We start from the raw sequence: 13541 nt of genomic DNA, 5'->3' as shown, positions 1-13541 counted from the left end.
GATTACTCCGAGTTAGTTATATCTAAATAAGTTAATTAGTTTGCTGCGCGAGCATTTGCAACATCTTGAGTCTGAATCACTTCACCGGTTTTGTTGCCCCAAGCGTTACGTTCATACGTAATCACAGCGGCAATATCACCATCAGAAATTACGCCACCCCATTTAGGCATCGCATTCTTCCCGTTGAGTACCAGGTGGATCTGATCGGCTTTAGGGCCAAGAACCATTTTGCTGCCATCTAATGCTGGGAAAGCTCCCATTCCCTTACCGTTGGCCTGATGGCAAGCGGCACAATTGGCGGCATACACTTTGGCACCACGCTCTTTTTGCTCATCTAGCGTGTAAATCTTGGAAGGATCATCTGAAGCAGCAGCCATTTCTTTTTTCTTCTGCTCAACCCATTTGGTGTAATCCTCCTGGGAAACTACTTTGACAACAATCGGCATAAAAGCATGCTCAGCTCCGCACAACTCAGAACACTGACCACGGAAAGTACCAATCGTTTCAGCCTTAAACCAGGTGTCACGCACAAATCCAGGAATCGCATCTTGCTTTACGCCGAACGCTGGAATTGTCCATGAGTGAATCACGTCATTAGCCGTCGTGATTAAACGAATCTTTTTACCAACCGGCACGACCATCTCGTTATCTACTTCCATCAAGTAAGTATCTGACTTTGGTGCCAAGTTATTGATCGCTTCACGCGAAGTAGAGAGAGTGGATAAAAAGCTAATGCCTTCGCCCTCGCCCTTAATGTAGTCATATCCCCATTTCCACTGGTATCCAGTCGTTTTAATGGTGATATCAGAATTAGTGGTGTCCTTCATCGCTACAACTGTTTTTGTCGCAGGCAATGCCATACCGATCACGATGAGCAATGGCACGACTGTCCAAAGAATTTCAACAGTGATGCTTTCATGGAATGAGGCAGATTTATGGCCTATGGATTTGCGGTGCCTGAGGATGGAGTAAAACATCACCCCAAAAACACCCACAAAAATGACAGCACAGATAACCAACATCATCCAATGCAACCAATGGATTTGAGCCATGATTTTGGTTGCAGGAGCTGCAAAATTGAGCTGGTTTACAGCGGGGCCGCCAGGCATATTTTCAGTTGCGTGAGCAAATGCAGTTCCAAAGGCTGCTACTACATAGAGCGAAGCCCTAGTGACTTTTCCAAATAAATTCATCTTATTCTCTGTTTATTGTCGTGAATACCTGGGGCAAAACAGCCTCAGATAGTCCAAAAAGCGGTATCAAGCCAATACATCCAGCCAAGATTATAGGGTTAATTAGGTATATCAACAAACCGCATAAACAGTGCCTTAACCAATCTTGACAATGGTCTAAATGATAGTAAGCACTTACACTTAAGCAGAATCACTCCTAGTCTTGCGTCCGATTTGATTTACATCAATATAAGCAAGCTGATTTTGTGCTTTTGCAAGGTGCTTTCCAACCGCCCAAGCATGCCCATAAACTAACTCTAGGGTCAGCTTGTTGGGTAAATCCCCAATAGTTGATGCGCTAGCAGCAGGCTTTTCGATCAATCCAAGGTTGACTGCATCATCAATTAGTAATTTTGGTGATTCGTAGTCCAAATGGAGCAATTCCATATCCATAACAGGATCGGCAAAACGCACACCAAGCAATGCATCCCCCATATCGTGCATATCCCAAGGACTCGCGAGTTTTTTGGGCTGAATCCCGGTAACAGGCAATTCTGCGCCGAGCTCCTTACCAGTATCTGGGCCAAGATAACTAAAAGTAAGTAATCCACCCTCCCGCAATACCCGCCAGCACTCGCCTAAAAAGCGCTTAGGATCAGCCAAGTCTTGGATGAGCAAATCGCTAAAAATTAAATCCACTGAATTATTGGGCAAATCAATCCGCCCCGTCTTGAGGTAGACCTCCAAGGAAAATCGCGTGTCTTTTTTAAATACCGAGCGCCAGAATCTAGAAACCCTCAATCGCAAGGGCTCTTTGCTTGCATCAAGCTCCTGCGCGCTATGAATAGACGCATTGGGGAAGCGTTTCGCTAAAAACTGCAGGTGTGCCCCAGGGAAATCTGGGATCAGCAAAAGGTCTTTTGCCTCCAGCTTCACAATGTCCAGTTTTTGCAGCATTCGATCTGCAATTTCATCCTGTAGCCATCTGATTGATTGGGTCATTGCCTCAGTATACTCAGCGCCCCATGCGCTTATTGAACAATCTTTTCACCTCGGTTTGTGCCCATATTTTGCCAACCTCATGCATTTCCTGTGGATCGTTTCAGCGCGATAGTTTGTGCCTCAAATGCACCACTCAACTGACAGCAAATGGCCTATTCAATTACGTATGTTGCTTGCAGTGCGGCGTCCCACTACAAGCAGATGAGACATCCCAAGTTCATTGCATTCAGTGCATCAGGACACCACCCTATTTTGATCAAACCATTTGCCTTGATCGCTATCTCGGTTGTTTGCAAAACGCATTGCACTTGCTCAAATACCAAAAGCGCTTAGCTTATGCGCATGGGCTGGCACAAGTATGGGATCAATTCATTCCGAGGGACCTAAAAACCCATCATGCTCACTTTCTCTTACCAGTGCCATTAAGCAAAGAAAAACTCGCGATGCGAGGCTTCAATCAAAGTTGGGAAATTGCGCGTCGTATTCAATGCCCAGAGCAGATGCAAAGGCTGCCAAACGTTTTATTGCGCCTCCATCATCCGGTACAGCAAGCATTAGCTAGCAGATCAGCGCGTGAACTTGCGATTCGCGATCAGTTTTATATTAATCCACTCTATCGTGCCCAATTAGAGCAACAAACAGTGGTGGTATTCGACGATGTCATGACTACCGGAGCAACCTTCAATGAAATCGCGCGCATTCTGAAGGACAATGGGGTATCGCGCGTAATTAATTGGGCGGTGCTGCGCACTCTAGAGCCACAACAAACTAAAACTCTCCATGTTTAATATCGTCTTATTCGAACCTGAAATCCCTCCAAATACTGGCAATATCATTCGCCTATGCGCAAATACGGGCGCAAAATTACATCTGATAGAGCCCTTAGGCTTCCCCATGGAAGATGCGAAATTGCGCCGAGCTGGGCTTGATTACCATGAGTTTGCAAAAGTAAAAGTGCATCCCAGTTGGAAAGCATTTCTTGAGAATGAAAAGCTACCAGTCGATAGGATGTTTGCTTTAACAACCAAAGGTTCTGGGAAGTTTCATGAAGGCATCTATTTGCCCAATGACTACTTTGTCTTTGGCTCTGAAACAAAAGGGATTAGCGATGAAGTGAGGGGCTCTATACCCGCTCCAAATCGCATGCGCTTAGCCATGCAAGATGGCAGTCGCAGTCTCAATCTATCCAATACGGTTGCCATTGTGGTATATGAAGCCTGGCGTCAAAGCGCTTTTACAGGCGGTAACTAAGTTTCAATTTTGGGGTCGCGCCCCATCAATTTAGTAACAGCCTCCAATGGAGTGAGTTTGCCTGCAAGCACCTCACCCATGCTAGCTGTAATGGGCATTTCAACGCCTAAGCGCTTAGCTAGATTACCTACTGCAGCGGCACATAAAACACCTTCCGCTACGTGCCCCAAGTTATCTAAAATTTCTTGCAAAGATTTGCCGGCTGCTAGCGCAAGGCCCACCTGGCGGTTACGAGACAGATCGCCAGTAGCTGTCAAAATTAAATCGCCCACACCAGTCAAACCCATGCATGTTTCAGACTTGCCACCAGCAGCCTTCACCAAACGCATCATCTCCGCAAGACCGCGCGTTAACACCGCTGCGCGGGCATTGAGCCCAAGATCGAGACCATCACCAATTCCAGCGGCAATCGCTAGGACATTTTTAATGGCGCCACCCAATTCCACACCAATCAAATCATCACTTGCATAGATGCGCATATTGCCATGATGAAAAGCGGCTTGAACAATCTCACATAAAGTCTTGGACTTACTTGCAACGGTTAAGGCACAAGGCATTCCTTGCGCAACCTCTTTAGCAAAACTGGGACCCGATAAAGCGCCGTAAGAATGCACTAAACCATGATGATGTAAACGGTCTTGGCGCTCAACCACTTGATGTGGCAAGAGCGCCGTATCGGGCTCAAGCCCTTTACATAACCACACAATGTGTAAAGGGTGCTTCGCGAGCTCTAATATCTGAGAAATGGTGTCAGACAAACCCGCCATTGGGGTGGCAATCACCAAAAGATCATCTGACGACAATCTAGCAATAGCCTTCTCAAAATGAGCTTCTAACTCAAGGCCGGTTGGCAAAGTTGCGCCCGGTAAATACGCCTGGTTTTGACCGGTCTTTTTAATCTCCGCAATTTGCGCAGGGCTACGGGACCAAAGGCATACATCTGCACTTGGGAGGTGGCGAGCTGCTTGCGCAGCCATGGCTGTTCCCCAAGCACCAGCTCCAAGCAGCGTCACTTTCATGATTCTGAGAGCTCGTGAATGAAATTAGTTAGGAAGACTTCCCTTGGCTTCTGCAAGCGCCGCCTCTTGTGCCTGACGGATACGGTGCTCATACATGCCGTGGAAATTAATCTCATTGAGATGAATGGGTTGGAAGCCTGCGCGACTAATCACATCAGCAATGTTAGAGCGTAAATATGGATACAAAATCGTCGGGCAAGCAATACCCAACATAGGGTCAATTTGCTCTGGTGGAATATGGTTGAATTCAAAAATTCCAGCCTGTTTTACCTCTACCAAAAACAGCACTTTTCCATCAACCTTAGCAGTAACCGTTGAGATCAAAGCGACCTCGAAAATTTCATCACTGAGACGATTTACCACTACATCCACCTCAACTTCTACTGTTGGTTCTGCAGCCACCAAGAGAATCTGGGGTGCATTGGGCTGCTCAAGCGATAAATCTTTCAAATAAATACGCTGAATACGAAAGCCAGGGTGTTTCGCTTCTTCACTATTTTCTGGTGCAGCGGCAGTATTTTCAGTCATCACAAATTCCTTATTAATTTTTCAAGCATTAAGCTAAGAGCGCATCCAATTTACCTGCGCGATCGAGCGCGGCTAAATCATCGAAACCCCCAACATGGGTATCGCCAATGTAAATTTGAGGGACAGTACGCCTTCCGGTTCGAGTCATCATGACCTCGCGCTGGGCAGGATCGCGATCGATCAGAATCTTTTCAATATTTTGTATACCCTTCTTTTGCAGCAATTTCTCTGCCATCACACAGTAAGGACAGACTTGGGTGCTATACATCGTGACCGGAGGCATAAGTTCTTTCTTATTTCACCAATGGAAGAATGGCTGCCTTCCAGGCTGCAACGCCACCTTGCAGGGTGGCAACCTCAGAAAAGCCTAATTGGCGCACTTGGCCAATTGCCTTAAGTGACTCAGACCCCGTTTCACACACCAGAACTACAGGGTGTTTACGGTTCAATTTCATCTTTTCTAGACTAGCAGCGAGGTCCGCGGAAGAAAGGCGTTTTGCACCGGGTAAATGGCCCAGTTTGAAGGCCTCTTCAGGTCGTAAATCAAATACATAGGCCTTGCGGCGATTAATCCAAATGGTTGCCTCGGTGGGAGACAAGCCTTTTCCGCTAATAAGCGTAGATAATGTAGGGAGGAAAAGCGCGATGCCTGAAACTACCAATAAGGCGATCAGCGCTAAATTATCAATTTGCGTGAGAAAGTTCATCACCGGATTATAGAATGGCTCTATGAAACAACTTGTCCTTATTCGTCATGGCGAATCCGCCTGGAACCTTGAAAACCGCTTTACTGGCTGGGCCGACGTTGACTTAACCCCCAAAGGGACTGAACAAGCCCTTGCTGCAGGTGAAGACCTGCGAAAAGCAGGTTATGAGTTCGATGTTGCCTATACCTCCGTTTTGAGAAGGGCTATCCGTACCCTATGGCACGTTCAAGACGCTATGGACTTGATGTGGATTCCCGTAGTTCATAGCTGGAGACTGAATGAGCGCCATTATGGCGCCCTTACTGGCCTTAATAAGGCTGAAACCGCTGCAGAATATGGCGACGAGCAAGTACATATTTGGCGCCGTTCATATGATGTAAGGCCACCACTCCTGGAGACTCGTGATGAGCGCAACCCTCAACATGATCGCCGCTATTCAAAATTAGCTACGGCAGACATTCCTTTGGGTGAGTGCCTTAAAGACAATGTGGAGCGCGTACTCCCTTTATGGAATGAATCTATTGCACCCGCACTGAAAGCCGGTAAACGTGTTCTATTGGTTGCGCACGGCAATAGTATTCGCTCTTTAATTAAGTACTTAGATCAAGTCTCCGATAGCGATATCATGGAAATTAATGTCCCTAACGGTGTACCACTCGTTTATGAATTGGATGACAACCTCAAGCCAATCAAACATTTTTATTTGAATCAGGGTTAAAAATACATGCGTCAATTTTTGAAAAACTTTGCCCTCATCGCGGTTGGTCTGATTGCGGGGGTTTTTGCAACCATTCAAATCTCAGCTACCGCACAACAGAATGCGCAGCTTCCATTAGATGAATTGCGTACCCTCTCCAATGTATTTGCGCAAATCAAGCATGACTATGTGCAACCAATTGATGACAAGCAGTTACTAACGGATGCCGTCAAAGGAATGGTGAGCAGCTTAGATCCGCATTCCACCTTTTTGGATAAAAAAGATTTTGAAGAGATGCAGGAGCAAACTTCAGGTAAGTTTGCTGGCTTAGGCATCGAAATTACTTCTGAAGATGGCGTAGTAAAAGTTCTCAATCCAATTGAAGACACTCCTGCCTCACGTGCTGGCTTACAAGCAGGCGATCTCATTACTCGCTTAGATGACAAACCGGTGCGCGGCATGTCATTAGACAAAGCAGTGCGCACTATGCGTGGAACTCCTGGCACAAAAATTACATTGACGATATATCGCAAGAGTGAAGAACGTAGCTTTCCAGTAACCATTACGCGCGCTGAAATCAAAGTTCAATCTGTTAAAACTAAAATTCTGGATAACGATATTGCCTGGGTTCGCATCACCAGCTTCCAAGAGCGCACAGTGCCGGATCTAGCTAAAAAGTTAACCGACATTGCGGCGCAAGATCCCAAGCTGAAAGGCATCATCTTGGATCTCCGCAACAATGGTGGCGGCCTCCTGCAAGGCGCTGTTGGTGTTGCCGCAGCATTCTTACCTCCAGACTCAGTCATTGTTTCAACCAAAGGTCAGTCACCTGACTCGCAACAAGTATTTAATGCCACGCCAGCAATGTATCGACTCAATGAACCTGGCGATCCTTTGGCTGGCGTGCCTGAGATGTTTAAGAAATTGCCAATGGTCGTATTGGTTAACGCCTACTCCGCCTCTGCTTCAGAGATTGTTGCGGGCGCCCTGCAAGATTACAAACGCGCGACCATTATTGGTAAAACGAGTTTTGGCAAAGGCTCTGTTCAGACAGTTCGCCCACTCTCAAACGATTCTGCATTAAAAATTACTACCGCTTATTACTACACTCCCAGCGGTAAATCGATTCAGGCGTTTGGCATTAAACCCGATATCGCAGTCGATCAAAATAAAGATGGTGATCCCGATGATGTATTGATCACGCGTGAAGTGGATAGTGAGAAGCACCTTAAAAATACGCAGTCCTCTGAAGACAAGTTAATTGCCGATCGCGAAAAACGTCGCTTGGAAGAGTTGCAGCGCATTGAAGAAAAAAATGCGAAGAAGACGCCTGAGGAAAAAGAAAAAGACAAGAACAAAAAACCAGTCGAATTGGGAAGTGCAGATGACTTCATGCTTTCACAAGCAGTGGCATTTATTAATGGTGAGCCTGTGAAGCGCTCCTCATCCAAGCTCGAATAATTTCATTTTCAGACTACATATCTGTATATGAATGATGAGCAATTGCTGCGTTACTCTAGGCATTTGCTTCTTGAGGAAATCGATGTGCTTGGCCAAGAAAAACTCTTGGCATCACATGTTCTAGTCATTGGATGCGGGGGCTTAGGCAGTGCTGCAGCCCCCTATCTTGTTGCAGCAGGCATTGGCAAGATCACCTTGATTGATCATGATCAAGTTGAGTTAACCAATCTCCAAAGACAAATTATGTATTCCCAAGATTCGGTTGGGAAAAGCAAAGCATTGTCCGCAAAAACCTTTTTAGAAACGCTCAATCCCAATATACAAATCCATGCGATTGCTGCCAAAGCCGAGCAAGCACTCCTCGATGAGTTACTGCCTAGCGTTGATATAGTGCTCGATTGCACCGATAACTTTTCTACTCGGCAATTCATTAATGCTTGTTGTGTGGCACATCAAACGCCTCTAGTGTCAGGCTCAGCATTGGGTTTTGACGGTCAATTAACAGTGTTTGATCCCCGTCAATCTAGCTCACCTTGTTATGCTTGCATCTTCTCACCAGAAGAGCAATTTGAGGAAGTAAGCTGTTCAAGCATGGGTATCTTTTCACCATTAGTAGGAATCATTGGAGCAATGCAGGCCGCTCAATGTCTGCAACTATTGATAGGCTTTGGCGCACCTTTGGTTGGGCGACTATTGCTTTGGAATGCGCGTTCAACTCAGATAGATGAAATCAAGCTATCTCGTAACCCAGACTGCCCCGTTTGCGGCAAAGCCCACTAAGCCAATAAGAATTCAAGCGCCTTCGCTTGGGCTTCAGGCTCAACCGCCTCTAAGAGTTGTGGGATATGGGCCTGTAATTGGCCAACATCGGCCTGCAAAATTTCTTGCTTAACCAAGAGTAACTGACTGAAGTGCATTGAGAAATCGGTTAAACCCAAAGCCAATAGCAATTTAGTGAGAGCAGGGTCTCCCGCCATTTCACCGCAAACAGAAATCGGCACATTCGCACGTTTTGCTTGACTAATAATGTTCGAGAGTAAATACAAAATTGCCGGATGCAATGGGTCATACAAATGTGCCACCGCATGGTCAGCCCGGTCGATAGCCAATGTGTATTGAATTAAATCGTTTGTACCAATAGATAGGAAATCAAAGCGCTTGATAAATAAAGGTAACACCAAGGCGGCCGCAGGAATCTCAATCATTGCCCCTACTTGAATATTGGGGTTAAAAGCCTTGCCGCGTTGATGCAATTGTTGTTTGGCTTTTTCTATTAAGCGCAAAGTTTCATCAATCTCTTTTGCATGTGCCAGCATGGGAATCATGATGCGCGCTTGGCCATGGGCAGATGCCCGCAAAATGGCCCTCAATTGCGTAAGAAAAATTTCTGGCTCAGTCAGTGACCAGCGAATTGCACGTAAACCCAAGGGAGAAGTACCCGTCTGAGATAAATCCGTACCTGCACCCAAAGCCTTATCTGCCCCAACGTCAATCGTGCGAATATTGACCGGCAGGCCATGCATCAGATCGACAACGCGACGATACTCTTGATATTGCTTTTCTTCATCAGGCAGAGCTTGGTTGCGATCCATGAATAAAAATTCGGAACGAAATAGGCCAACACCCACTGCACCCACTTCAACCGCTTGCGTAGCATCTTCAGGTAATTCAATATTGGCAAACAAAGAGATATCAACGCCATCTAAGGTGCGGGTTTTTGCATACTTGAGCTGCTGGAGCTGGCGGGTATCTTCCAAGGCCTGCGCTCTGAGAGAGCGATATTCCGATAAGAGTTGCTCGTCTGGTGCAACGATGACTACACCATGCTCACCGTCAAGAATCAACCAATCGCCATGACGAATCATTTCACTGGCGTGACGCACACCCACCACCGCGGGTATTTCCATGCTGCGGGCCACAATAGCGGTGTGAGAAGTTTTGCCACCTAAATCAGTGACAAAGCCAGTGAGTGCGCGATCCTTGAAACGCAACATATCGTGAGGCGCAATATCGTGCGCAACAATAATGGCATCTACATCTACCTCACCGAATAATGCTAATTCAGGGTCTTCTGTCGATTCCTTTTCGCCCGACTTGAGTGCCTTGAGAACGCGCTCAGCAACCTGCCGTATGTCATTTGCCCGCTCTTTTAAGTAGGTATCTTCAATTTCAGAGAACTGTTCTAGCAAATCATTGAGCTCAGTCGTTAAAGCCCAAGCAGCATTTAAACGCTGGCTACGAATCAGTTTCAAGGGTTTTTCAGCTAGCGCAGGATCAGCCAAAATCATGCCATGCACATCCAAGAATGCCGCCATCTCACCCGGAGCATCTTTGGGCAAGCCATAACGTAGCTGCTCTAACTCAAGACGTACTTGCTCAAATGCATTAATTAATTTTTGCGCCTCTAACTCTTCTTTTCCTGCTTCGATTAAATAGTGGCTAACCTCTAACGCTGCACGTGAAATCAGTACCGCCTTGCCAATGGCAATGCCTTTAGATACTGGAATTCCGTGCAGGGCAAATGTCATGCTTACTCACCCTCACCAAAGCGGTCATTAATTAAATGCGTCAACGCTTGCATTGCTTCATCGGCTTGCTCGCCTACTGTTTCAAGCGTAATGGTGCTACCCATACCAGCAGCCAGCATCATCACACCCATAATGCTTTTTGCATTGATCTGCCTACCATTGCGCGACAGAAGTATTTCACAAGGAAATTGGGCTGCCAGTTGCGATAACTTGGCAGATGCTCTGGCATGCAGCCCTAGCTTATTAATAATTTCAATTTCTGAAACTGGCATGATCGGAACTGATTTCCTTCTGTTGTTATGTCACTTTAGCGCCAAGACGCAAAATCCCATGCTGACCACCCTGCAAGGCTTTTTGAGCTAAACCCTCTAAATCATCACTTCGGTGTGAAATGCAACGCATTAACATAGGAAGATTGAGTCCAGCTAAGACAATCACCGGCGCAGCTAGGCCAGTCACAGCACCAGCAGCCTCTATCTTAGAGGCCACGTTTGCCGGCGTTGCGCCCATGACATCGGTCAAAATGAGCACGCCTTTACCTGAGTTCACGCCCTTGGCGGCCTCAAGCACGCGATCAAAACTGATTTTGGTATCTTCATGTGCAGGAATATCCACCGCCCTCACTCCTTGTGGCATCACTCCAAATGCATGCTCCACAAATCCCAACATAGCACTCGCTACTGGGGTATGGGCCACAATCACAATTCCCGTCATGTCAGGCTCAATCTTTTTTCAAGTGCTTTTAACCAAAAAGCGGCAACATCAAAACCCGTTTGCTCAGTAATTTCTACAAAGCAAGTGGGGCTCGTCACATTAATCTCAGTGACATAGCCTCCAATTAAGTCGAGTCCAACCAAAAATAAACCGCGCTCATTTAAGAGGGGGGCCAACCGCTCAGCAACTCTTTTTTCAGAATCAGTTAAAGGCATTGCTACACCCTTACCACCAGCGGCTAAGTTGCCACGAATTTCACTACCTTGCGGAATGCGCGCCAATGCGAATGGCACAACCTCCCCATCAATTAAAAGTACGCGCTTGTCGCCCTGGGAGATTTCTGGCAAGAAACGTTGAACCATTAAGGTTCTTGCACCATTCTCGCCTAGCGTTTCAACAATGCTCGCCAGATTAAGGCCGTCAGGCCCTACCCGGAAAATACCCATGCCGCCCATTCCATCTAAAGGCTTCACAACAATATCGGCATGCTGTTGATGAAAGGCTTGTACTGCCTCAAGCTCACGCGTCACCAAAGTTGGTGGAATCAGCTCCGGGAACTCAGTAATCGATAATTTTTCAGAGTGATCACGAATTGCTGCAGGATTAATTCATTCCTGGATAGATATCGGACCAGGGGTGCAGTGCATCTGCGCATGGCTGCACCTTAGTTGCCATAGACTTTGCATTCTCAGCAACAATCGTAGCGCCGCTAGTCAGAATGCCTAAGCCAATAGAAATCGCACTATTGACTACACTCTCTTTATTAATTGCTGTCTTTGGCTGCATCAGGGTACCCTGAATTTTAACCAGCCCACCCAAATCAAAACCCGTTGTCAGTCCCGATTTTTCATGGGGAGCAATACTAAGATCTACTTGCTCTGTTTTCAAATTGAGCCCCCCCGATAGAACAACATTGAGGCGATCTGTTTGCACCCCCACACTCTTGGCAATGGATATCCGACCATTGCTAACGGGTAAATAAGCAACGGCGCACTCTAAAGTGGTTTGGGTCGTTTTTTTGCGCAGTGGGTTAACGGCATCCAAGAGAGTCACTACAAAATCACCGCCATCATTCAAAAAATTTGTACCCATAGTGGCCTGCCCTACAGTAAATTGAATTTTGCCACTGGAGCTAGCAAGTAATTGATGAACGCTTGCTCCAGCCCCCTTGAGATTAAATGCCATCTTGATTGGACCGCCTGTAGCCTTGTATTTGGCATCCATGTTTTGCAATAAATTACCAAGGGTAAAGTTTTTTGCATATCCTTGAAGAGCAATGATTGGAACGGGGCCCTTAAATTGAGACAGAGTCCCCTTCACCTCGGCTAAACCAGCTCCCAATTGGAATGTCAATTTCTGTAGATCAATTTCATCACCCTCCATTTGCAGACTGGCATCAACATTTTGCAAAGGAAGTCGATCAGGCAATACCAGTTCCCCAATGTTTACAGTAATTTTTCCATTCACCTTTGGTAGTAAATCAAATGCAATTGGCTTAGCACTGAACAGATAAGGTGATGTGCTACTTGGTGATGGCTTGATACTCGCAAGCCCTTGAGTAGAAGTGGTACGTGCCGCGCCAGCCAAAGGAATCAAGTCAAACGATTTAGAGCGCAAAGAAAAATTCAATGTGGGAATTTGTGCAGGCATTTTTTGGGCAGTGCCAGCAATCACAAGTGACTTACCATTCAAGCTCAGCTCCAGATTGGCATCCATTGTGGTTGGCCTCACATCCCAATCATTTATCAATTTATAAAGTTCACTTACTTTTCCTTTTACTCCGAGAGTCCAGCCGCTTGTCTTGAGCGCAAGATCGATATCTGTTTTATCCCAACTGCGAACCAGGGAAAGCTTGGGGATTTCATAAACCTGCTCAGCTTCACCGGCATTCTGAAAGTGGATGCGGGCATCCGTCACAGTGATTTCTTCAGGAGAATTGAGAGTGCCCACCCCCATATCGCCTTGATCGCTAGGAAGCCCTGAATTTGTATTCGAATGCACTGAAGTTGGCGTCAGTAACCAATTTCCAGTGCCATCTTTTTGGGTTTGAAGGTAAAGGTCTAGACCACTCAATTTGATATGGCCAATCTCGATGTTCCGCTTGAATAACGGTAGTAGCTTGATATCCAAATCGATCCGTTTTAGCTTGACCATCTCAGATTGAGATGCCCAAGAGGGATTACTTATGGAGACTTGCTCGGCCACTACACCCATAACCGGGAAAATAGACAAACTCACTGGGCCACCAATAGCGACATCTCGGCCGCTAGCCTCTTTAACAGAGGATTGAATCAGAGCAGTCAGGGCAACAGGATTAACAAAAGTACTGGCGTACCAAACTCCAGCGCCAATGAACAATATCACCGCGGCTAGCATGCCCAGAAGGATGGAGACCTTTTTATTCATCACTAATTAGATTCTAACTCCCAGCCCCTCCAAAAAGGATGATTGGCCTAGAATAG

General features: G+C 46.4%; 15 protein-coding genes and 1 pseudogene. 5 read left to right on the top strand and 11 right to left on the bottom strand.

Annotated elements, in window-relative coordinates; genetic code table 11:
* Positions 1-35 precede the first annotated feature (35 nt).
* Entirely contained in the window at positions 36-1193 is a 1158-nt protein-coding gene (gene coxB, locus BOQ04_RS04840) for a cytochrome c oxidase subunit II (RefSeq protein WP_076023633.1), read from the bottom strand.
* Positions 1194-1373: 180 nt separating this feature from the next.
* Complete coding sequence (locus BOQ04_RS04835) at positions 1374-2174, bottom strand: class I SAM-dependent methyltransferase (protein WP_076023632.1); 801 nt, start codon at positions 2172-2174, stop codon at positions 1374-1376.
* 23 nt (positions 2175-2197) lie between these two features.
* Between BOQ04_RS04835 and BOQ04_RS04830 the strand changes: the two genes are divergently transcribed.
* Both BOQ04_RS04830 and BOQ04_RS04825 read left to right on the top strand, forming a co-directional pair.
* The gene (locus tag BOQ04_RS04830) at positions 2198-2962 is read left to right on the top strand and encodes a ComF family protein (protein ID WP_076023845.1); all 765 of its coding nucleotides are present in this window, start codon (positions 2198-2200) and stop codon (positions 2960-2962) included.
* Complete coding sequence (locus BOQ04_RS04825; RefSeq protein ID WP_076023631.1) at positions 2955-3425, top strand: tRNA (cytidine(34)-2'-O)-methyltransferase; 471 nt, start codon at positions 2955-2957, stop codon at positions 3423-3425. The genes BOQ04_RS04830 and BOQ04_RS04825 overlap by 8 nt, the downstream gene beginning before the upstream one ends.
* Here the strand turns inward: BOQ04_RS04825 and BOQ04_RS04820 are convergent.
* From BOQ04_RS04820 to BOQ04_RS04805, 4 genes are read right to left on the bottom strand one after another with little or no spacing between them, the layout of a single operon-like run.
* The gene (locus BOQ04_RS04820; protein ID WP_076023630.1) at positions 3422-4444 is read right to left on the bottom strand and encodes an NAD(P)H-dependent glycerol-3-phosphate dehydrogenase; all 1023 of its coding nucleotides are present in this window, start codon (positions 4442-4444) and stop codon (positions 3422-3424) included. The genes BOQ04_RS04825 and BOQ04_RS04820 overlap by 4 nt on opposite strands.
* 24 nt (positions 4445-4468) lie before the next feature.
* Complete coding sequence (gene secB, locus BOQ04_RS04815) at positions 4469-4972, bottom strand: protein-export chaperone SecB (RefSeq protein WP_076023629.1); 504 nt, start codon at positions 4970-4972, stop codon at positions 4469-4471.
* 28 nt (positions 4973-5000) lie between these two features.
* Complete coding sequence (grxC, locus tag BOQ04_RS04810; protein WP_076023628.1) at positions 5001-5255, bottom strand: glutaredoxin 3; 255 nt, start codon at positions 5253-5255, stop codon at positions 5001-5003.
* 10 nt (positions 5256-5265) lie between these two features.
* Positions 5266-5679 (bottom strand): rhodanese-like domain-containing protein, encoded by a 414-nt coding sequence (locus BOQ04_RS04805; RefSeq protein ID WP_076023627.1) that lies wholly within the window; start codon positions 5677-5679, stop codon positions 5266-5268.
* Positions 5680-5701: 22 nt separating this feature from the next.
* On the opposite strand from BOQ04_RS04805, the gene gpmA reads away from it, so the two are divergent.
* Genes gpmA through BOQ04_RS04790 form a run of 3 tightly spaced genes read left to right on the top strand, consistent with a single transcriptional unit; the run spans position 5702 to position 8617 of the window.
* Complete coding sequence (gene gpmA, locus BOQ04_RS04800) at positions 5702-6397, top strand: 2,3-diphosphoglycerate-dependent phosphoglycerate mutase (RefSeq protein WP_076023626.1); 696 nt, start codon at positions 5702-5704, stop codon at positions 6395-6397.
* Between the two features lie 6 nt (positions 6398-6403).
* Complete coding sequence (locus tag BOQ04_RS04795; RefSeq protein WP_076023625.1) at positions 6404-7837, top strand: S41 family peptidase; 1434 nt, start codon at positions 6404-6406, stop codon at positions 7835-7837.
* A 27-nt stretch (positions 7838-7864) separates the two neighbouring features.
* Positions 7865-8617, top strand: coding sequence for a HesA/MoeB/ThiF family protein (locus BOQ04_RS04790; protein ID WP_076023624.1), 753 nt, complete (start codon positions 7865-7867; stop codon positions 8615-8617).
* On the opposite strand, the gene ptsP is transcribed toward BOQ04_RS04790, so the two are convergent.
* From ptsP to BOQ04_RS04765, 5 genes and pseudogenes are all read right to left on the bottom strand, one after another.
* Positions 8614-10365: a phosphoenolpyruvate--protein phosphotransferase gene (gene ptsP, locus BOQ04_RS04785; RefSeq protein WP_076023623.1), complete on the bottom strand. Its 1752-nt coding sequence runs from the start codon at positions 10363-10365 to the stop codon at positions 8614-8616. The genes BOQ04_RS04790 and ptsP overlap by 4 nt on opposite strands.
* Before the next feature lie 2 nt (positions 10366-10367).
* Positions 10368-10637, bottom strand: a complete 270-nt coding sequence (locus BOQ04_RS04780) for an HPr family phosphocarrier protein (protein WP_076023622.1) — start codon at positions 10635-10637, stop codon at positions 10368-10370.
* 25 nt (positions 10638-10662) lie between these two features.
* Complete coding sequence (locus BOQ04_RS04775) at positions 10663-11079, bottom strand: PTS sugar transporter subunit IIA (RefSeq protein WP_076023621.1); 417 nt, start codon at positions 11077-11079, stop codon at positions 10663-10665.
* Positions 11076-11681: pseudogene (gene gshB, locus BOQ04_RS04770) on the bottom strand (glutathione synthase); the annotation flags it as partial. The pseudogene gshB and the gene BOQ04_RS04775, both read right to left, overlap by 4 nt.
* A gap of 1 nt (position 11682) precedes the next feature.
* Positions 11683-13485 (bottom strand): AsmA family protein, encoded by a 1803-nt coding sequence (locus tag BOQ04_RS04765; RefSeq protein ID WP_076023620.1) that lies wholly within the window; start codon positions 13483-13485, stop codon positions 11683-11685.
* Positions 13486-13541 lie beyond the last annotated feature (56 nt).

This window comes from Polynucleobacter sphagniphilus (assembly GCF_001953355.1).
Lineage (GTDB): Bacteria > Pseudomonadota > Gammaproteobacteria > Burkholderiales > Burkholderiaceae > Polynucleobacter > Polynucleobacter sphagniphilus.
This window is presented reverse-complemented; position numbering and strand designations above follow the sequence as displayed.